Raw genomic sequence first — 19,042 nt, 5'->3', positions numbered from 1 at the left:
GCCGGAAGGACTTTGGAGCGTCGGGAATAGGCCTTCCGCACTAGCCGGAAATCGTGTTTCGCCTGTCAGTACGCGCCCATCTTCACCCGCACGACCACGGGCAGCAGAATGACGACGAACAGCACCGGGAAGACGCAGACCATCAGCGGCACCGACAGCTTGACGGGCAGGCTGTAGGCCTTCTCCTCGGCGAGCGACAGTCGCTTGTGGCGCATGTCCTCGCTGTACACGCGCAGCGCTTCGGTGATGCTCGAGCCGAGCTCGTCGGACTGCTGGATCAAGGTGGCGAAGGAGCGCACCTCGTCGAGCCCGAGACGATCGCCGAAATGCTCGAGCGCCTCGGTGAGGCTGCAGCCCGCCCGCACCTCGAGATTGGTGATGTGGATGTTCTGGGCGAGCGCCGGATACGAATCGGCGAGCTCGCGGCCGACGCGCTCGAGCGACGCCTCCATGCCGAGCCCGGCATCGGCGCAGACGACCAGCAGGTCCATGAAGTCGGGGAAGCCGACCCGGTACTCGTCGCGCCGCTGCTTGACGATACGGTCGAGCGCGAGGCTCGGCCCGAGATAGCCGGCGAGCCCGGCGAGGCCGACCATGCCCCAATAGGACGAGCTCGTCGCGTCCATCACGGCGGGCAGCAGCACGAAGGCGAGCGCCGCCAGGCCGATCGCCAGCCCGAAGCGCAGGACGAAGAAGAGGCCGACGGCGCGCGGATCGAAGATCCCGGCCTGCACCAGGCGGGCGCGCAGCAGCTTCATGTTGCCGGTGTCGAGGCTCGCGTAGTGCTTGGTGGTGTAGTCGACGAGCTTCTGCATCGCCTCGAGGCTCGCCTGCCGGAACGACCGCCGACCGCCGCCCTCGACCAGGTTTCCGCCGCCGACGATGCCGGCCGCCCGCCGCTTGACGGCCCCGCGCACCTGCACCATCGCCATGGCGCCGAACGCGGCCGTGGCGGCGGCCACGAACACCAAGATCGTGATCAGCAGGTCGGCGTTCTCGGCGATCAGCGTGTCCATGCCGGCGTCTCTCTCCGGGCGGCGATCAGATCTTGAAGTTGACCATGCGGAACATCAGGAGATTGCCGGCCAGCATCCAGGCGGCGGCGACCCCGAGGCCGAGCTTGGTGAGGTCGTACTTCCAGACGCTTCCGTAGAAGTCGGGCGCCACCATCTGGATCACGAAGAACATGCCGATCGGCAGCGCCGACAGGAGCAGGGCCGACATCTTGCCTTCGGAGGCGAGCGCCCTGATCTTGCGGCGCATCTTGAAGCGATCCCTGATCACGGCGGAGAGATTCTCGAGGATCTCGCCGAGATTGCCGCCGGTCGAGCCCTGGATCGCCACTGCGGTGACGAACAGCGGCAGGTCGTCCTGACCGACCCGGAAGAACAGGTTGCGCATCGCCGTCTCGAGATCCGCCCCGTAGGTGATCTCGTCGGCGACGATGCCGAACTCCGAGCCGATCGGATCGGGCATCTCGCGCGCCACCATGGTGACGGCGATCGGCACCGGATGCCCGGCCCGGAGGCTGCGCACGATGATGTCGATGGCGTCCGGGAACTGGCCGCCGAACTTCTTCTGCCGGCGCGACCGCATCGTCTTGAGCGCGAGGAGCGGGCCGATCGTCAGCGTCGCGAAAGTCGCCGGGATCGCCTCGACCATGCTGTTGCGCAACACCAGCACGGCGCAGAACACGAGCACGGCGGCGATCAGCGTGTAGATCACCAGGCGGGTCATGCCGCCCGACATGCCGGACTGCAGGAGCAGCCGGTTGAACGAGAGGAACGGCAGCGCGAGGTCGCCACCGGAGGTGAGGCCGCGCTCGCGACGCAGCTGCACCAGGATGCTCTCGCGATCGCGCGCGTCGTCCAGCAAGGCGAGCCGGCGATTGACCCGCTTGCGGTACGACGTCGCCGAGGCGAACAGGAGATAGGCGCCCTCCCCGAACAGGATCGCCGAGCCGGCCGCCAAGGCGTAGATCAGATAGACGGGATCGATGTCCGGCATGATGGTCACCCGGCGCGGGACGATCCGGGCCCGGCGCCGTGCACCGTTCCCGAACGATGCGAGAGATGAGCGCGCGGGCTGCTCACAGCGGATGCCCCGGATCGAAATAACTCGACGGGATCTTGATCCCCTTGGCAGCGAGATCGCCCAGCACCCGCGGCCGCACGCCCGTCGCGACGAAGTGACCCTGAACGGTGCCGTCCTCGAGCGTCGCGGTACGGACGAACTTGAAGATCTCCTGCATCTGGATGATGTCGCCTTCCATGCCGGTGATCTCGGCGATGCTCATCACCTTGCGCTTGCCGTCGGAGAGGCGCGAGAGCTGCACGATGACGCGGATCGCGGCGGCGATCTGGCCGCGCACCGAGGCGATGGTCATCGGCAGCCCGGCCATGCCGATCATCTGCTCGAGACGCGAGATCGCCTCGCGCGGATTGTTGGCGTGGATGGTCGCCATCGAGCCTTCGTGGCCGGTGTTCATCGCCTGCAGCATGTCGAACGCCTCCTCGCCGCGGCACTCGCCGAGGATGATGCGTTCGGGCCGCATGCGCAGCGCGTTCTTGACGAGATCGCGCTGACGGATCTCGCCCTTGCCTTCGACGTTGGGGGGCCGCGTCTCCATGCGGGCGACGTGCGGCTGCTGGAGCTGCAGCTCGGCGGCGTCCTCGATGGTGATCAGGCGCTCCTTGTCGGAGATGAACGCGGAGAGCGCGTTCAGCATCGTGGTCTTGCCGGAGCCGGTGCCGCCCGAGATGATGGTCGTCACCCGCGCCTTGACGAAGGCGGCGAGCAGCTCGGCCATCTGCGGGCGCAGTGCACCGACGTCGACGAGCCTGTCGAGATGGAGCGGCTTCTTGGAGAACTTTCGGATCGACACCAGCGGGCCGTCGACCGCGACGGGCCGGATCGCCACGTTGACGCGCGAGCCGTCGAGCAGGCGCGCGTCGCAGAGCGGGTGGGATTCGTCGACGCGGCGGCCGACCGCCGAGACGATCTTGTTGACGATGCGCAGGAGGTGCGTCTCGTCCTTGAAGCGCACCGCGGTCGGCTCCAGCATGCCGCCGCGCTCGACATAGACGCATTCGTGACCGTTGATCAGGATGTCGCTGATGCTCGCGTCCTTGAGCAGCGGCTCGATCGGGCCGAGGCCCGTCATCTCGTCGAGGATCTCGGCGACGAAGTCGGCGAGCTCCTGGGTGTTCAGCGCGAGCCGCTCGACCAGCACGTATTGCGAGACGAGCTGCTGGATGTGCTTGCGGATCTCGTCCTCGGGCAGCTTCTCGAGCGCCTGGAGGTTGATCTCCTCGATCAGCCGCCGATGCAGCCGGACCTTGGCGTCGAGCAGCTTTTCACGCAGCACCGGGTTCGCGGGGGCGACCGACGGCGACGGCACGGCGGGTGGCGCCGGCGGCGGTGGCGGCGGGGCGAGAACGGCGGCCGCCTCCGGCGTGCCCTCGGCGAACACGGTCCAGGCGATCCCGTCGGACGCCGCTGCCGCGTCGTCGGGCAACGCCGGCTCGACCGGCGGCGACGGCACCTTGCGGAAGCTGAAACGCCCTCCCATGATCTCCTGCCGCCCCTCTCCTGCCGTCCGTTCGCCTGTCCGATCAGCCGCGCGCCCAGGACAGGCTCAGGCGCCGCTTGCCGGCCGGCTCGGCCGCCGTCTTGTCGGCCGGGACGACGGGCGCAACGAGCTTCTTCAGCTCGGTCGTGATCTTGTTGCCGGCCTTGACCTCGTCCAGCGGCACGCCGCGGTCGATCGCCTCGCGCACCAGCCGGTAGTCGTTCGGAATGGTCGCGGCGAAGTCCTCGCCCAGCGCTTGCTCGACGTCGCTCTTGCGCAACCCGGTGCCGAACATGCGCTGCTCGAAGCGGTTGATGATCACCTGCGGGCGCGGCCCCTCCTCCAGGCGCTCGCGCACCGCGGTGACGAGCTGCTTGGCGTGCTTGATGCCCGGCACCGTCATCTCGCTCACCACGAACAGCCGGTTGGAGCCGAGCAGCACGTTGTCGGTCCACGAGAACCAGGTGCGCGGCAGGTCGATGACGACGTAGTTGAAATGCGACGACACGAGGTCGAGCAGCCGTGTCACCGTGTCGGGATCGAACGAGCGCATCTCGGCCGGCCGGCACGGCGCCGCGATCACGGCGAGGCCGGAGGCGTGATAGGAGAGCATCACCTCGAGCAGCTGGCGGTCGAGGCGCTCCGGCCGCGGCTCGATCTCGTTCAGGTCGAGCCGCGGCTCGAGGTCGAGATAGTCGGCGCAGGCGCCGTGCTGGAAGTCGAGATCGACCAGGCAGGTCGCCGGTCGCGTCTTCTGATTGCCGCTGCCGAGCAGCAGGAGTGCCGTCTGGATCGCGAGCGTCGTCACGCCGGCGCCGCCGACCGCCGGCAGATAGGTGAAGATCTCGGCCTCGCTCGGCTCGTTGCCGGCCGGCGTCTGCACCACCCGGGCGCAGGTGCGCACCAGCTCGACCGGCTGCACGGGCTTCACCAGGAAGTCGGCGATGCGCATCTTCAGGAGCTGCCGCATCACCTCCTTGTCGAATGCGTCCGTCACGGTGACGACCGGCGGCCAGCCGGCGAGCTTGGCGGTCAGCGTCTCCAGCGCCGCCATCGCCTCGGCCGTCGCGCCGTGCAGATCGACGACCACCACGGTCGCCTCCGCCGCCGCGACCTCGGCGGCCGTCTCGGCGATGCTGCCCGACATCAGCTCGAGCTCCACCTGCGGCGCGGCCGCGAAGGTCTCCTTCGCGGTGCGGGCGAACTCGACGTCGGGCGTGACGACGACGACGCGGGTCTTGCTGCCGGAGGTCTTGGTACGGGCACTTCGCATGGTCGCGTGTTCTTTCGGCACGGGGGAGCGCGGCGGACCGTCCGTCGCGCTCAGTCCTTGGCGGCTTCGCCTCCGGAGGTCGCGCCGGCCACGGTCGGAGCGCCATCGCCGGCCTGCGCGCCTTTCCAGGTCGAGGTGGTGCCGAGGCCCTGCGGCTTCGTCACCTTGCCGCGCCGGTAGCGCTCGGCCGCGATGGCCACATTGGTGCCCTGGCCCGGGATGTGGCGATCCGCCGCCGCCTTCGGCCACGGATCGATGGTGTGGATCGCGACGTTGTTGGCGACCGCGTCGCCCGCCCCGAACACGATGGCCTCGCGGCGGTCGTAATAGATGTCGGAGCACCCCCCGACGAGCGCGGCGAGGACGAGCCCCCCGCACAGCGCGCGCCGGCGGACGCGTTTTCCGTCGCGGGCTTCGTCACACCGCAAGTCACTGCGCCGCATGTCACCGCACCGCATGTCACCGCACGACATGGCCACCTCCCACCGGAAACTCGATCATGTGCCCCGTGTAGGGCCGCAGCGCCGCCGTCTCCCCGCGCACCGCCGGGCCGCGGTCGAGCTCGGGCTTGCCGCCGGCGAAGAAGTCGAGATCGTTGGCCGGCAGCGTGTTGTCGAGCGGGGTCCGCAGCGGATCGCCCGGCCGCGCCGGCTGCACCAGCCGCGGCGTCACGATGATGACGAGGTCGGTCTCTTTCTTCTGATAGTTCTTCGAGGAGAACAGTGCGCCGAGAACCGGGACGTCGCCGATCCAGGGAAGCTGCTGCTGGTCGGTCGCCGAGTCGGCCTGCAGCAGCCCGGCCAGCATGAAGCTCTGCCCGTCGCGCAGCTCCAGCGTCGTCGAGGCGCGCCGCACCGTCAGCGACGGGACGTTGACGCCCTGCGCGACCGTGACCGTGACGGTCTTGTCGATCTGGCTGACCTCGGGCTCGATCTTCAGGTTGATGATGCTGCCGTTCAGCACGGTCGGCGTGAAGGCGAGGCTGACGCCGTAGCGCTTGTACTCGACCGTCATCTGGCCGAGCGCGCCGGTCAGCGGGATCGGGTACTCGCCGCCGGCCAGAAAGTTCGCGGTGTCGCCGGACAGCGCGACGAGGTTGGGCTCGGCGAGCCGGCGCAGCACGCCGCGCTCCTCCAGCGCGTTCAGCGCGACGTCGATCTGCATGCCCTTGGTGAGCAGGCTGCCGACCATGAATCCGAACGGGCTCCCGCCGGACAGCACGCCGGCCGCCCCGGTGCCGACCGTTCCCCAGGGGTTCGGGGCATCGACCGGCAACGCCGTCGTCTGACTTCCGACGCTGCCGGCGAACCTTCCGTTGCGGCTCCAGGCGTTCCACTGCACGCCGAGCTCGCGGCCGGCCGAGCGGGTCGCCTCGACGAAGCGCACCTCGAGCAGCACCTGCTGGGGTGCGGCGACCTGGACGGCGTTTATCACCTGCGGGCCGAACTCGCGGGCGATGATCAGCGCCTGGTCGAGCGTGATCGCGTCCGGCGCCATGCCGCCGAGCAGGATGCGGCCATTGACGCTGGTGACCCGGAACTTGGCCGCCGGGAAGCGCGCGGCGAGCTCGGTGGCGAGCGCCGAGACGTCGTAGGAGACCTCGACGTCGAACACGCCGACCAGCTTCTTGCCTTCGCCGTAGACCGACACCCGCGTGGTGCCGAGCTTCTTGCCGAGGATCGACAGCGTGCGGTCGGTGAGCGGGTTGACGTCGGCGATCTCGGCGTCGCCGAGCGACAGCTCGAGGAAAGGCTGATCGGTGCGCACGTCCTGCGACTTGCCGATCGGCACCGTCACCGCCTGGGTGCGCTTGCCCGGGCCGAAGTTGATCGCCTTCTGGGCCGCGGCCGTGGCCGACAGACCGGGCATCAGCGGCGCGACGAGCGCCGCGCCGGCGACGAGCGCGGCTGACACGACGAGCGCCCGCCATCGCGAGCGACCGCTCCGCGGTCGTGACGGCGTTGCCGCCGTCCTCTGTCTCGTGCCGACGTTCCCGTCCATGTCGTCCCCCAGTCCGTCCCTCGCCGACGCCGCGCCCCCCGGCGCGATGCCGCCGTGTCTCGCTTCACTCCGCCGCCGCCCAGGCCCCGCCGGTCTCGCCTTCGTGCGGAACGCGGTAGCTCTGCTTCTGCCCGCCGCGCGACACCACCACGGTGGTGCCGTTCTCGCGCTTGGGCGCCGGACCGACCAGCTCCTCGAGCAGATCCTTCACCGTCACCCGGGCGGTCTTCGATTCGGTCGACTCGCCGGCCTTGCGCAGCAGGAGCGACAGCGAGCCGATCGAGGCGGCGAGGCTGAGCTTCTGCCCGGCGGCGGTGTCGACCTCGAGCGTGACGGCCTTCGGGATCATCGGATTGGCGGCGCGCTCGTCGGCGACCTGGTCGACCGCGAGCACCCGCACGTCCTGCAGCAGCACCTGGGTCGAGGCCTGCTCCTTCTCCTGCCGCGTCAGCACCACGTCGACGCGGTCGCCGGGCAGCACGAAGCCGCCGACGCCGTCGACGTCGTTGACCCGGATGGTGACCGCCTTCATGCCGGGGCCGACCAGGGCCGACAGCGTGGCGCGCTGGCCCGGCCCGGTGATCTTCACGGCGAGCACCGGCTCGTTCGGCTCGATCGGCGTGAGCGCCACGCGCTTGCCGTCGGCGAGCAGGTCGGGAATGCGGGCGAAGGCCCCGGCCGGCAGCGCATCGCTCGGCCACGCGGCCTCGCGCAGAACCTGGGGGGTCAGCTCGTGGCCGTAGCGCAGCGGTCGCGCCGCCACCACCACGGTGCGGGATGCGACGGGCGGGCCGCGGTCGGCCTCCAGGCTGCGCAAGCGCGCCTCCGCCTGGCTGTTGAGCCAGGTTCTGGTCGCGAACACGGCGAGCAGGCCGAAGACGGCCGCCACCGCGATCATGATGACTGTGCTGCTGCGCACCGGACGAATTCCTGCAGAGTCCGCGGATTGCGACTCCCGAACCCTAGCTAGGGACTCCGAGAGTATTGAATTCGTGAACCGAACCCGGGTTCTGCCGGTATGCTGAAGGCGTCCTGAAAGGTTATCGTCAACGAACCGTGCACGAGGCCGCGCTGCGGCCGCGCGGCGTTAATCATGTCGCCGCGGAGCAGGTAACACCGAACCAGAGGCGGCTCGGGGAGACGTTTCGCGGCCCCGGCGCGCCAGCTGTTGCGCAGCCGACATCGTTACGGAATAGTTCGTCCCGCAAAGGGGACGACCGCCATGCCGAAGACCATCGCCGTTCTCGCGCCGGGTGAGATGGGCGCCGCCGTCGGGGCGCGGCTCGTCGCCGGCGGGGCGCGGGTCGTCACCTCGCTCGCCGGCCGCAGCGCCGCGACCGCCGAGCGGGCCCGGCGCGCCGGGCTCGCCGTCGCCGCCACCGACGCCGAGCTGGTCGCCGGCGCCGACCTCGTGCTCTCCATCGTGCCGCCCGGCGAGGCGGTCGCAGTCGCCAAGCGGCTGCGTCCGGAGCTGGCGCGGTTGTCGGAGAAGCCCGTCTATGTCGATTTCAACGCGGTGTCGCCCGACACCGTGAGGCACATCGCCGCGGCGCTCGCCGCGACGCGCTGCCCGTTCGTCGACGGCGGCATCATAGGTCCGCCGCCGAACGCCACGGCCCGCACCGTGTTCTATGTGTCCGGCGACGATGCCGGCCGCGCCGCGGCGATGCGCGACGTCGGTCTCGACATGCGCGTGCTGGAGGGGCCGGTCGGCGCCGCCTCGGCGCTGAAGATGTCCTATGCGGGCATCACCAAGGGGCTGACCGCGATCGGCGCCGCCATGATGCTCGGGGCGACACGGGCCGGCTGCGCCGGCGATCTCGCGGCCGAGCTCGCCGAAAGCCAGCCGCATCTCTCCAAGTGGCTCGGCCGCCAGGTGCCGGCGATGTTCCCGAAGGCCTATCGGTTCGTCGCCGAGATGGAGGAGATCGCCGATTTCCTGCACACCGATCGGCCGGCCTGCGAGATCTATCACGCGATCGCCAGGCTCTATGCACGCCTCGCCGCCGCCGAGGGAACGGCCGATGTCGACGCCCTCGCCCGCTTCGTCGGCGCCCCCGGCCGGACGAGCCTCGCCGACGACGCGACGACACCGGCGACCGCGGCGACGACCGCCCCGGAGGCCGTGAACGCCGACCCGGTCGCGGCCGCGCCCGGCGCAGGAGCCTGAGCGACTTCACGTACGGCGCTGCACTTCGATTGCGTTCCGATCGTCGGACCATGCATCTGATTGCGTCGTCGCGATCCGGTCCGGCGACCGGATCCGCGACCAGCCCCGCCGCCCGGCATGTTCGGCTCGACGTCGTTCAAACGGGCTATTCGGCGCCACGCCCTGCAACCGATCGTACTTTATAGACAAAGAATCTCGACTTTTCCGAGAACGTGATTTCTTAACTATCCTGGACCTACGCTCCGCCAAAGCCTCCAGGTCCGCGTCGCGCCGTCTTCCTCGTGTCGCGACGGAAGGGCTTCGGTCCCGAGCGTGTCATGACAACCGAGTTCCAGCGTTTTGCGTTCGTGTCCGTGGCGGGGCTCCTGTGGCTGTCCGCCTGCGAGACCACGGCCGTGAAGCTGCCCGAACTGCCGAGCTTCGGCCGGAGCGAGGCGACCGGTTCCGTGCCCGTGGTGGTGGCCGATGCCGACGTCACCGGCTCGACGGCAGGCGCCGCACCCAAGCTCCTGCAGGACGACATGACGCCGAGCGCGCCGAACGACGATCTCAGCGTCGGCCGCGAGCAGTTCCGGCAGGGCAACTACGGCAATGCCGAGAAGTACTGCCGTCGCTCGGTCGAGCAGACGCCGAAGTCCGCCGACGCCTGGCTGTGCCTCGCCGCCTCCTACGACCGGCTCAAGCGCTTCGATCTCGCCGATCGCGCCTATCTGCAGCTCATCCGCATCGTCGGCCGCAGCGCCGCCGTGCTCAACAACATGGGCTATTCCTACATGCTGCGCGGCGACTACCGCCGCGCCCGCGCCACCCTCAACGAGGCGGCCACCAAGGACCCGGGCAATCCCTTCGTGCAGAACAACCTCGCGCTGCTCGCCGAGGCGACCGCCACGAAGGAAGGGATCCGGTAGCGGGCGGATCGCGCGCTGTCGTGACGATCAGAGGGCGGACCGAAGCACGATTCCGTCGGGCAGGTAGAATCCATTGAACCGATTGCCTGCGAAATGCGCCACTCCGAGCCCCGGCATTCTGATCACTCGACCAAGGCCTTTCATGGCCGGATGGCTCTCCGGCACCATCTCCGTATCACTTGCATCGATGCTCTGAAGTGTATCGCGATTCCTCGCGATGATGGCCGCGACCGACCTGTAGAACTCGCGTTTGTCGTGGAGGCCGCGCGGTGGAACGATCCAGAGCTTCCAAGTGTCGGTGTCCGAATTGTGAACCCACATGGCGATGCGTGGCGCTAGTCCGGTCTCGTCCATCGCCTTGACGAGAGATTGTCCGCTACTCACCAGAACGTTTTGATCCATGGAAGAACTCCGCATTCCGGCTCGATGATCGCCTGAAGGATCAGTTGGGCAGACATGGGATCGCGTTGCTCGTACCGCACGTCCGGCGACCATTCCGACACGATAGCCCAGTTCGCAGCGAATGCAGGATCCTCGTCCTTTCGCCGTTTGAACTCCGCAGCCAATCCGGCCAATCCGATCAGCTCCGGAAAGACGTGGCTGTAGATCTTCTTAATGAACTCCTTGTCTGGAATAGTCTCGGCGCTGACTTGCGCAGCGATACAAGCCTTCAACCCCAGCTCGACAGCATAACCCGCAAGATAATACGCGTTCGAGAAACGACCATGTGCGAGGAGGATCGATGCGTCGTCCAACTTGGCCTGGGCCATCGCCTGCAGGTCCGAACGTTTCATTCCGAAAGCCATGGGTATCCCAATCTCGCCGTCGGCTCGCAGGGAAGACTCGGTAATCTAGTGATTCCTGCACTTGCGACGGGGGAATGCAACCAGTCCTGGTTATCCGGCGCCACTGCCAGCAAAATCGCCCCTGCGGCCGATCGTCCTGGCGGCTGGGCTTTTGCCGTTTCGCTCCGAAATCGCTAGAAGGCGGGTCCGATCGTACGGCGCCCGAGAGCCACGGGCGCTTGCGCGCCCCGACCCGGAGCAGACCCGCATGTTCGCCGACATCAAGACGTTCCTGGCCGAGCTGACCAGCGGGGACAAGCACCCGGCCCGGTTCGACGGCAACGACTACCGGCTCGCCGCCGCCGCCCTGATGGTCCACGTCGCCACGCTCGATGCCAATCTGTCGGACGTGGAACGTGAAAAGCTGCACACGCTCCTGAAGACCCGCTTCGCCCTCGACGACGCGGCGACCGACGAGCTGATCGACGCCGCCGTGGCGGCCGATCGCGACGCCGTCGACTTCTATCAGTTCACCAGCCTGCTGATGCGCACCCTCGACGAGGAGGGGCGCCGCAAGGTGGTCGCCATGATGTGGGAGATGGTGTTCGCCGACGGCGGCGTGACCGAGTTCGAGGACAACGTGATGTGGCGGGTCGCCGACCTCCTGGCCGTGCCGAACCGCGAGCGCATCGAGCTCAAGCGCGAGGTCGCGGCTGGCCGCGATCCGCTGGACGATCCGCAGTGACGGCAGCGTCGCCCGTCGCCGTCGTCACCGGCGCCTCCTCGGGCATCGGCGCCGAGCTGGCGAAGCTGTTCGCCGCCGATGGCCATGCCGTTGTGCTGGTCGCGCGCCGCGCCGCCGCGCTGAACGCGCTGGCCGAGGAGATCGCCGCGACCGGCCGGCCGCGCCCGCACGTCGTGGTGCTCGATCTCGCCCAGCCCGATGCGGTCGCGCATCTGCGCGCCGCGTTGGCCGAGCGCGGCACCGTCGCGAAGTACCTCGTCAACAATGCCGGCTTCGGCCTGCTCGGCGTCGCGACCACGCTCGATCGGGACGAGCAGCTCGCGATGATCGACCTCAACGTCAAGGCCCTCACGGCGCTCAGCCTCGCCTTCGCGGACGATCTCGTCGCGCAACGCGGTGGCCTGCTCAATGTCGGCTCGCTCGCCGGCTTCGTGCCGGGACCCGGCATGGCCGTCTATTACGCCACCAAGGCCTTCGTGAACTCGTTCTCGGAGGCGATGTGGCGCGAGCTCGGCCCGAAGGGCGTCGCCGTCACGGTTCTGTGCCCCGGCCCGGTGCCGACCGGCTTCCAGGCGCGCGCCGGCGTCACCGTCTCGGGCCTGCAGAGCCTCCTGACCGTGACGGCCGCCGAGGCCGCGAAGGCCGGCTACGACGCCTTGATGGGCCGCCGCCGCATGGTGGTCCCGGGGCGGCTCGCCAATCTGGTGCCGCTGCTGGCCCGCGTTCTCCCGCGCCGCACCATGATCGCGCTGATCGCCTCGACCCAGATTCGGCGCCTCGGACCGCGCGGCGGGCTGTAGGCCGAATGGTCGGCCGCGCGGCGGCAGGGCGAACCCGTTTCCTTCTCCACGACACGGACAGCAGAACCGTGCTGCCGCCGCACCCCGCGGCAGCACGTGTTTCTTACTACGTCGCCGTGCGTGGCATTCCGCTTGCTTGTCGCATTGCGGCCCATTTAGCCTTCCAGATTGTTCGTTTCGTGAAGCCGCCCTGAACGACGCCGACCAGGAACGCGACGATGCCGGAGCCCGTTCTGATCGTTCTGCACCAGGAAACCTCGACGCCGGGACGCGTCGGGCAGTTCCTGCAGGCGCGCGGCATTCCGCTCGACATCCGCCGTCCGCGCTTCGGCGAGCGGCTGCCCGAGACGCTGTCCGAGCACGCCGGCGCCGTGGTGTTCGGCGGCCCGATGAGCGCCAACGACCCGGACGATTTCGTCAAGCAGGAGATCGACTGGCTCGCCGTGCCGCTGAAGGAGCAGAAGCCGTTTCTCGGCATCTGCCTCGGCGCCCAGATGCTGGCCAAGCATCTCGGCGCCCGCGTCGCGCCGCATCCCGAGGGCAAGGCCGAGATCGGCTACTATCCGCTGCGCGCGACGCTCGACGGGCATCGCGTCTGCCCGCACTGGCCCGGCCACGTCTACCAGTGGCACCGCGAGGGCTTCGAGCTGCCGGCCGGCTCGCGCATGCTGGCCGAGGGCGACATGTTTCGGGTACAGGCGTTCCGCCACGGCCCGGCCGCCTTCGGCATCCAGTTCCATCCCGAGGTCACCCACGCGATGATGTGCCGGTGGACGACCCGCGGGCACGAGCGGCTGGCCTTGCCGGGTGCACGACCGCGGGTGGATCATTTTGCCGAGCGGCCCATGTATGACGGCGCCATCCGGGCCTGGCTGACCGAGTTCCTCGACGGCTGGCTCGCCGGCCCGCGGGCCGAGGCGCGCCCCGGCCGCGGCGCCGAGCGCGTCACCGGCATGGCGATGGCGGCCGGGCCTTACGCGGCGGGCTGATCGACACCCGAGACCGTTCCGGTCATTCCGGGGCGCGGACCGAAGGCCCGCGCACCCGGACTCCAGTCCAGGCGTATTCGGTCCAGACCTCATGGATCGCCGCTGGATTCCGGGTTCGCGGCTTCGCCGCGCCCCGGAATGACAGGGAACCCTTCGTCCGCGCCGCTCCGCGCCCGCTCGCGCAAGAAGGCGACGAAGGCCCGCAGCGGCGCCGGCAGGTGGTCGCGGCCGGCGTAGTAGAGAAACGGGCCGGAGAAGCTCTGCCACCAGTCGGCCAGCACCGGCACCAGCGTGCCGCGCGCGAGCGCCGGGGCGAGCGCCGCCTCGAAGCTCGTGATGACGCCGAGCCCGGCCTCGGCTGCGGCGATCTCCAGATCCATGACGGAGGCGACCAGCGGTCCCTTCGGGCTGATCCGCACCACCTCGCCGTCGCGCTCGAACTCCCAGGGCAGCGCGACGCCGCTCGGAAACCGGTGGCGGATGCAGGCGTGGGCGAGGAGGTCGCGCGGATGCCCCGGCACGCCGTGCTGCGCCAGGTACGACGGCGCCGCCGCGGCGGCGTAGCGTTGGCGGCGCGGGCCGATCGGCACCGCGATCATGTCCTGCTCGAGCCGCTCGTCGTAGCGCACCCCGGCATCGAAGCCGGCGGCCAGCACATCGATGAAGCTGTCCTCGGCGACCACCTCCAGGGTGACGCCCGGATGGCGCGCCAGGAACGCGCAGGCGATCGGCGGCAGCACCAGGCGGGCCACGATGGTCGGCACGTTGAGGCGCAGCGTCCCGGTCGGGCTGTCGCGCACGCTGTTGATCGCGTCGAGCGCCGCCGCGACCTCACCGAGCGCCGGGGCGAGCCGCTCCAGCAGGCGGGCGCCGGCTTCGGTCGGGGTGACGCTGCGGGTCGTCCGGTTGAGGAGCCGCACGCCGAGCCGCGCCTCCAGGCGCCGCACCGCCTCGCTCAGGCTCGACGGCGAGACGCCGCGCACCGCCGCGGCGCCGCGGAAGCTGCGGGCCCGCGCCACCGCCGCGAAGGCATCGAGATCGGCCAGATCCGCGTCGGCCATGATCCGCCCTTTGTTCTGATTTCCGCACAGCCCGTACCGACAATGGCGCGTTATCGAACAACGCGCCAGGGCCCATTCTCCTGCGCATCGGACCGGCCGCCCGGTCGCAGGACAGGAATGGAGAAACACGATGCAACAGCGTCAGCTCGGCCGCACCGGCCCCACCGTCTCGGCCCTCGGTCTCGGCTGCATGGGCATGTCGGCCCTCTACGGCCCGGCCGACCGGAACGAGAGCCTCGCCACGATCCACGCGGCGCTCGACGCCGGGATCACGCTCCTCGACACCGGCGACTTCTACGGCATGGGCCACAACGAGCTCCTGATCGCCGAGGCCCTGAAGGAGGTGCCGCGGGCAAATGTGCGGATCAGCGTGAAGTTCGGAGCGCAGCGGGGGCCGGACGGGGCGTGGCTCGGCTACGACGCGCGGCCGGCCGCCGTGAAGACGGCGCTCGCCTACACGCTGCAGCGCCTCGGCAACGACCATGTCGACATCTACCGCCCGGCCCGGCTCGATCCGGCCGTGCCGATCGAGGAGACGGTCGGCGCCATCGCGGATCTCGTGAAGGCCGGCTGGGTGCGCCATATCGGCCTGTCCGAGGTCGGCGCCGAGACGATCCGGCGCGCCGCCGCCGTGCATCCGATCAGCGACCTGCAGATCGAATACTCGCTGATCTCGCGCGGCATCGAGGACGCGATCCTCCCCGTCCTGCGCGAGCTCGGCATCGGCGTCACGGCCTACGGGGTGCTGTCGCGCGGCCTGATCAGCGGTCACTGGTCGAAGGAGACGGCGACGGCGGCGAACGATTTTCGCGCCCACAGCCCGCGCTTCCAGGGCGACAATGTCGACCGCAACCTCGCCCTCGTCGCGGCGCTCCGGCAGGTCGCGCAGGCGCGCGGCCTCAGCGTGGCGCAGGCGGCGATCGCCTGGGTGGCGGCGCAGGGGACCGACATCGTGCCGCTGGTGGGCGCGCGGCGGCGCGACCGCCTCGCCGAGGCGCTCGGCGGCCTCGACGTGCGGCTGACGGCCGACGATCTCGCGGCGATCGAACGCGCCGTGCCGAAGGGCGCCGCGTCGGGCGCCCGCTATGCCGAGTCGCAGATGGCGGTGCTCGACTCGGAGCGGTGATCGCCGAGCACGGGCCGGCAGCGCACGGAGAGGGAGGCGAATCCGAGCGACCGCTCGGCGTGTCATGCCTGCATCGCCGCGATCGAATACCGATATCGGCCTCCCATTATGTGTTTTTTCATCGCTCCGAAACGACATTGGGCGCAGCCGTGGCGCACCTCGCGCCCCGGTTGCGCCCTTGTTGCGTTCGTCGTCGCGGGCGTCCGGTCCGGCGAAGCGGACCGCGACGCACGCCGTCGATGCCTTCGACCGGAGTAGACCGATGTCGTTTCGCCTTCGCCTGACCCACAAGATCGCCGGTCTCGGCATCCTCGGGATCGTCGGTCTCGCCGTGGTCGGCGGCCTCTATCTGGTCGGAACGGCCGAGCAGTCGCGCTATCGGCTCGACGCGGCGACGGCCCGCACGCTCGATCGCGACGCGACCCGGGTCCTGGTCGATCTCCTGGAGCTGCGCCGGGCCGAGAAGGACTTCCTGCTCCGCAAGGACGCCCGCTACGCCGACCGGCACGCCGCATCGAGCCGCAAGGTCGCCGACGCGCTCGCGACCCTGCAGGCCGATGCCGGCAAGGCCGACGGCACGCTCGCGGCCGACATCGCGGCGGTGCGGGCCGGCTTCGACGTCTACGCAACGCAGTTCCGCACCCTCTCCGAGGCCCGCACCCGGCTCGGCCTCGACGAGAACTCCGGGCTGGAGGGCTCGCTGCGCAAGAGCGTACACGCGATCGAGCAGCAGGTGAGCCGGCTCGACGCGCCGCAGCTCCTCGTCACCATGCTGATGATGCGCCGGCACGAGAAGGATTTCATGCTGCGCGGCGAGGCCCGCTACGGCGCCGAGATGCAGAAGCGCGACGGCGAGTTCCGAGCGAAGCTCGCCGCCGCCGACATGCCGGATGCGGTCCGCGCCACCGTCACGACGGCGCTCGCCGCCTATCAGGCCGACTTTGCCGCCTGGATGGCCGAGGCGCAGCGGGTCGCCGCGGCCCAGAAGGCCGTGTCTGAGACGTTCGCCGCCATCGAGCCGCGGATCGATGCGATCCACACGGCGCTGGAGACCGCCCGCACGCGCAGCGAGGCCGCCGAGACGGCCGCGATCGACCGGACCTCGCATCTCCTGACGATCGTCATCCTCGTGGTCGTCGGCGCCGTCGCGATCCTCTCGCTGCTGATCGGGCGGTCGCTGTCGCGGCCCCTGACCGCGATGACGGCCGGCATGCAGCGCCTCGCCGGCGGCGACTTCGACGTCGCGCTGCCCGGCCTGTCACGCACCGACGAGGTCGGCGACATCGCCCGCGCCGTCGAGGTGTTCAAGGTGAAGGCGCAGGAGCGCTCGCGCCAGGAGGCGATGGCACAGGCCGAGCGGGAGCGCGCCGCCGCGGCGGCCCGCAAGGCCGACATGGTGCGGCTCGCCGACCACTTCGAGCAGGCCGTGGGGGGCATCATCGCCACCGTGTCGGCGGCGTCGACCGAACTGGAGGCGACGGCCGGCACCTTGACCCGGACAGCCGACGCGACCCAGCAGATGTCGACCAGCGTCAGCGCCGCGTCGGAGGAGGCGTCGGCCAACGTGCAGGCGGTCGCCGCCGCGGCCGACGAGCTGACCGCCTCGGTCGGCGAGATCGGCCGCCAGGTGCAGACGTCGAGCCGCATCGCCGAATCCGCCGTGACGGAGGCGACCCGCACCGACGCGCGGGTGGGCGAGCTGGCGGACGCGGCCGGCCGTATCGGCGACGTCGTCAAGCTGATCACGGCGATCGCGGAGCAGACCAATCTGCTCGCCCTGAACGCCACCATCGAGGCGGCCCGCGCCGGTGAAGCGGGCCGTGGCTTCGCCGTGGTCGCCTCCGAGGTGAAGGCGCTCGCCGCCCAGACCGCCAAGGCGACCGACGAGATCGCCGCCCAGGTCGGCGGCATGCAGTCGGCGACGACCGAGTCGGTCTCCGCCATCAAGGCGATCGGTGGCACCATCGGGCAGATCGCCGAGGTCGCCGCGGCGATCGCGGCGGCCGTCGAGGAGCAGAACGCCGCGACCACCGAGATCTCGCGCAACATCCAGCACGCCGCCGCCGGGGCCGCCGAGGTGTCGTCGACCATCGTCCAGGTGAAGCGCGGCGCCGAGGAGACCGGGGCCGCCTCGGGCGAGGTGCTGCAGGCGGCGAGCCGGCTCGCCCGCGAGAGCAGCCGGCTGCGGCAGGAGGTCGACACCTTCCTGGCGACGGTGCGGGCGGCGTGACCCGCTCAATGCGGCCCGAAAGCTTAGACACTCTTTAAATGGTTCGGGCCATAACGGGCCCGCAATCAGTCCTGTGCCGCGGGGGCCGGGCTGCCGGCACGTGCCGGCACGTGCGGTCCGGAGGCGGGTCCCGGAAGTCCCTTTCGATGTCTCTGACCATCTCGCGCCGGGTCGGCGCGCTCGTGCTGCTCGCCGTTCTCGCCTGCCTCGCCATCATGGTGGTCCAGCTGCTCGCCTTGCGCAGCTCACTCGAGCAGGAGCGGCGCGCCGCCGTCATGGCGCAGGTCCAGGCCGCCGTCGCCATCGTCCGCGACTACGCGGCCAAGGCCGAGAAGGGTCAGCTCCCGCAAGCCGAAGCACAGGAGCGCGCCAAGACGGCGCTGCGCGCCATCCGGTTCGGGCAGGACGACTACGTCTTCGTCTACGACACCCACGGCATGACCCTGGTGCTCGGGCCGCGCGCCCAGCTGGAGGGCACGAACCGCATCGACAACAAGGATCCGAAGGGCGTCTACACGGTGCGCGGGTTGATCGCCGCGGCCCAGCGCGGCGGCGACTTCGTGGCCTACGAAGCACCTCGCTCCGGCAGCTCCGAACCCGCCCCGAAGATCGGCTTTGCCGCAATGGGGCCGTGGAGCTGGGTGGTCGGCACCGGTGTCTACACCGACGATCTCGATCGGGTCTTCTGGGCCTCGGCCCGCACGACGCTGCTGTGGGTGGCGGGGCTGCTCGCCGTCCTCTGCGTCGTCGCCGTGACGCTCGCCCGCGGTCTGGTGCGGCCCGTGAAGGCGATGACGGCGGCCATGGAGGAGCTCGCGGCGGGCAAGCTCGATGCCGAGATCCCGGGCGTCGGCCGCAAGGACGAGGTCGGCGCGATGGCCGACGCCGTCGCCGTGTTCAAGAGCAACGCGATCGAGCGCCGGCGGCTCGAAGCCGAGCAGCACGAGGCGGAGGCCCGAGCCGCGGCGCAGCGCAAGGCCGACATGGTGCGGCTCGCCGATCAGTTCGAGCAGGCGGTCGGCGGCATCATCGCGACCGTCTCGTCGGCGGCCACTGAGCTGGAGGCGACCGCCACCACGCTCACCCGCACGGCGGACCAGACGCAACAGAAGTCCGCCACCGTCAGCGCCGCCTCCGAGGAGGCCTCGACCAACGTCCAGGCCGTGGCGGCGGCGACCAACGAGATGACCTCGTCGATCGGCGAGATCGCGCGCCAGGTGCAGACCTCGAGCCGTATCGCCGACGCCGCGGTGAGCCAGGCGGCGAAGACCGATGCCCGTGTCGGCGAGCTGTCGGTCGCCGCCCAGCGCATCGGTGATGTCGTCAAGCTGATCACCGACATCGCCGAGCAGACCAACCTGCTGGCCCTCAACGCCACCATCG

18 protein-coding genes are annotated in these 19,042 nt (G+C 70.0%); 8 read left to right on the top strand and 10 right to left on the bottom strand.

The annotated features are described in order from the left end of the window. Positions 1-65 precede the first annotated feature (65 nt). From ABTU92_RS21720 to cpaB, 7 genes are all read right to left on the bottom strand, one after another. On the bottom strand, positions 66-1,016 hold the full coding sequence (locus ABTU92_RS21720; RefSeq protein WP_408093711.1) for a type II secretion system F family protein: 951 nt from the start codon (positions 1,014-1,016) through the stop codon (positions 66-68). Positions 1,017-1,041: 25 nt separating this feature from the next. Then, a complete protein-coding gene (locus tag ABTU92_RS21715) occupies positions 1,042-2,007 on the bottom strand; it encodes a type II secretion system F family protein (RefSeq protein ID WP_408093710.1) in 966 nt (321 codons plus the stop codon). An 82-nt stretch (positions 2,008-2,089) separates the two neighbouring features. Further along, a complete protein-coding gene (locus ABTU92_RS21710) occupies positions 2,090-3,571 on the bottom strand; it encodes a CpaF family protein (RefSeq protein ID WP_408093709.1) in 1,482 nt (493 codons plus the stop codon). 43 nt (positions 3,572-3,614) lie between these two features. Beyond that, positions 3,615-4,844 (bottom strand): response regulator receiver protein, encoded by a 1,230-nt coding sequence (locus ABTU92_RS21705; RefSeq protein ID WP_408093708.1) that lies wholly within the window; start codon positions 4,842-4,844, stop codon positions 3,615-3,617. 50 nt (positions 4,845-4,894) lie between these two features. Then, a complete protein-coding gene (locus tag ABTU92_RS21700; RefSeq protein WP_408093707.1) occupies positions 4,895-5,287 on the bottom strand; it encodes a hypothetical protein in 393 nt (130 codons plus the stop codon). 16 nt (positions 5,288-5,303) lie between these two features. Beyond that, positions 5,304-6,758 carry a type II and III secretion system protein family protein gene (locus tag ABTU92_RS21695; protein ID WP_408093706.1) on the bottom strand — a complete coding sequence of 485 codons (1,455 nt, stop codon included), beginning with the start codon at positions 6,756-6,758 and terminating at the stop codon, positions 5,304-5,306. Between the two features lie 151 nt (positions 6,759-6,909). Continuing rightward, positions 6,910-7,764, bottom strand: a complete 855-nt coding sequence (cpaB, locus tag ABTU92_RS21690) for a Flp pilus assembly protein CpaB (RefSeq protein ID WP_408093705.1) — start codon at positions 7,762-7,764, stop codon at positions 6,910-6,912. Between the two features lie 303 nt (positions 7,765-8,067). Between cpaB and ABTU92_RS21685 the strand changes: the two genes are divergently transcribed. Together ABTU92_RS21685 and ABTU92_RS21680 are read left to right on the top strand one after the other, a co-directional pair. Further along, positions 8,068-9,015, top strand: a complete 948-nt coding sequence (locus tag ABTU92_RS21685) for a DUF1932 domain-containing protein (protein ID WP_408093704.1) — start codon at positions 8,068-8,070, stop codon at positions 9,013-9,015. A 317-nt stretch (positions 9,016-9,332) separates the two neighbouring features. Beyond that, positions 9,333-9,923 carry a tetratricopeptide repeat protein gene (locus ABTU92_RS21680; RefSeq protein WP_408093703.1) on the top strand — a complete coding sequence of 197 codons (591 nt, stop codon included), beginning with the start codon at positions 9,333-9,335 and terminating at the stop codon, positions 9,921-9,923. Positions 9,924-9,950: 27 nt separating this feature from the next. Here ABTU92_RS21680 and ABTU92_RS21675 read toward each other — a convergent pair whose 3' ends face one another. Continuing rightward, positions 9,951-10,325 carry a hypothetical protein gene (locus ABTU92_RS21675; protein ID WP_408093702.1) on the bottom strand — a complete coding sequence of 125 codons (375 nt, stop codon included), beginning with the start codon at positions 10,323-10,325 and terminating at the stop codon, positions 9,951-9,953. Further along, complete coding sequence (locus ABTU92_RS21670) at positions 10,304-10,729, bottom strand: hypothetical protein (protein WP_408093701.1); 426 nt, start codon at positions 10,727-10,729, stop codon at positions 10,304-10,306. The genes ABTU92_RS21675 and ABTU92_RS21670 overlap by 22 nt, the downstream gene beginning before the upstream one ends. 247 nt (positions 10,730-10,976) lie before the next feature. Between ABTU92_RS21670 and ABTU92_RS21665 the strand changes: the two genes are divergently transcribed. The 3 genes from ABTU92_RS21665 (at position 10,977) to ABTU92_RS21655 (ending at position 13,242) form a co-directional block, all read left to right on the top strand. Next, positions 10,977-11,453 (top strand): TerB family tellurite resistance protein, encoded by a 477-nt coding sequence (locus ABTU92_RS21665; protein ID WP_408093700.1) that lies wholly within the window; start codon positions 10,977-10,979, stop codon positions 11,451-11,453. Further along, positions 11,450-12,253 carry an SDR family NAD(P)-dependent oxidoreductase gene (locus tag ABTU92_RS21660; RefSeq protein WP_408093699.1) on the top strand — a complete coding sequence of 268 codons (804 nt, stop codon included), beginning with the start codon at positions 11,450-11,452 and terminating at the stop codon, positions 12,251-12,253. Before ABTU92_RS21665 ends, ABTU92_RS21660 begins: the two co-directional genes overlap by 4 nt. 218 nt (positions 12,254-12,471) lie before the next feature. Beyond that, positions 12,472-13,242 (top strand): glutamine amidotransferase, encoded by a 771-nt coding sequence (locus tag ABTU92_RS21655; RefSeq protein WP_408093698.1) that lies wholly within the window; start codon positions 12,472-12,474, stop codon positions 13,240-13,242. Positions 13,243-13,331: 89 nt separating this feature from the next. Here ABTU92_RS21655 and ABTU92_RS21650 read toward each other — a convergent pair whose 3' ends face one another. After that, positions 13,332-14,303, bottom strand: a complete 972-nt coding sequence (locus ABTU92_RS21650; RefSeq protein ID WP_408093697.1) for a LysR substrate-binding domain-containing protein — start codon at positions 14,301-14,303, stop codon at positions 13,332-13,334. A 130-nt stretch (positions 14,304-14,433) separates the two neighbouring features. Here ABTU92_RS21650 and ABTU92_RS21645 point away from each other — a divergent pair, with 130 nt between their 5' ends. The 3 genes from ABTU92_RS21645 to ABTU92_RS21635 all read left to right on the top strand — a co-directional run. Continuing rightward, positions 14,434-15,429: an aldo/keto reductase gene (locus ABTU92_RS21645; RefSeq protein WP_408093696.1), complete on the top strand. Its 996-nt coding sequence runs from the start codon at positions 14,434-14,436 to the stop codon at positions 15,427-15,429. A gap of 262 nt (positions 15,430-15,691) precedes the next feature. Continuing rightward, a complete protein-coding gene (locus tag ABTU92_RS21640) occupies positions 15,692-17,659 on the top strand; it encodes a methyl-accepting chemotaxis protein (RefSeq protein ID WP_408093695.1) in 1,968 nt (655 codons plus the stop codon). A gap of 146 nt (positions 17,660-17,805) precedes the next feature. Continuing rightward, the coding region (locus ABTU92_RS21635; protein ID WP_408093694.1) for a cache domain-containing protein at positions 17,806-19,042 on the top strand (1,237 nt) is incomplete at its 3' end.

This window comes from Rhodoplanes sp. SY1 (assembly GCF_046000175.1).
Classification (GTDB): domain Bacteria; phylum Pseudomonadota; class Alphaproteobacteria; order Rhizobiales; family Xanthobacteraceae; genus Rhodoplanes.
Note: the sequence above shows the minus strand (reverse complement) of the source record. Positions and strands in the feature narration are given on the sequence as shown.

Excerpts from the sequence above, each read along its gene's own strand:
- ABTU92_RS21720 (WP_408093711.1), bottom strand. The coding sequence starts at position 1,016 with ATGGACACGCTGATCGCCGAGAACGCCGACCTGCTGATCACGATCTTG.
- ABTU92_RS21715 (WP_408093710.1), bottom strand. The coding sequence starts at position 2,007 with ATGCCGGACATCGATCCCGTCTATCTGATCTACGCCTTGGCGGCCGGC.
- ABTU92_RS21710 (WP_408093709.1), bottom strand. The coding sequence starts at position 3,571 with ATGGGAGGGCGTTTCAGCTTCCGCAAGGTGCCGTCGCCGCCGGTCGAG.
- ABTU92_RS21705 (WP_408093708.1), bottom strand. The coding sequence starts at position 4,844 with ATGCGAAGTGCCCGTACCAAGACCTCCGGCAGCAAGACCCGCGTCGTC.
- ABTU92_RS21700 (WP_408093707.1), bottom strand. The coding sequence starts at position 5,287 with ATGCGGCGCAGTGACTTGCGGTGTGACGAAGCCCGCGACGGAAAACGC.
- ABTU92_RS21685 (WP_408093704.1), top strand. The coding sequence starts at position 8,068 with ATGCCGAAGACCATCGCCGTTCTCGCGCCGGGTGAGATGGGCGCCGCC.
- ABTU92_RS21680 (WP_408093703.1), top strand. The coding sequence starts at position 9,333 with ATGACAACCGAGTTCCAGCGTTTTGCGTTCGTGTCCGTGGCGGGGCTC.
- ABTU92_RS21675 (WP_408093702.1), bottom strand. The coding sequence starts at position 10,325 with ATGGATCAAAACGTTCTGGTGAGTAGCGGACAATCTCTCGTCAAGGCG.
- ABTU92_RS21670 (WP_408093701.1), bottom strand. The coding sequence starts at position 10,729 with ATGGCTTTCGGAATGAAACGTTCGGACCTGCAGGCGATGGCCCAGGCC.
- ABTU92_RS21665 (WP_408093700.1), top strand. The coding sequence starts at position 10,977 with ATGTTCGCCGACATCAAGACGTTCCTGGCCGAGCTGACCAGCGGGGAC.
- ABTU92_RS21655 (WP_408093698.1), top strand. The coding sequence starts at position 12,472 with ATGCCGGAGCCCGTTCTGATCGTTCTGCACCAGGAAACCTCGACGCCG.
- ABTU92_RS21650 (WP_408093697.1), bottom strand. The coding sequence starts at position 14,303 with ATGGCCGACGCGGATCTGGCCGATCTCGATGCCTTCGCGGCGGTGGCG.
- ABTU92_RS21645 (WP_408093696.1), top strand. The coding sequence starts at position 14,434 with ATGCAACAGCGTCAGCTCGGCCGCACCGGCCCCACCGTCTCGGCCCTC.
- ABTU92_RS21640 (WP_408093695.1), top strand. The coding sequence starts at position 15,692 with ATGTCGTTTCGCCTTCGCCTGACCCACAAGATCGCCGGTCTCGGCATC.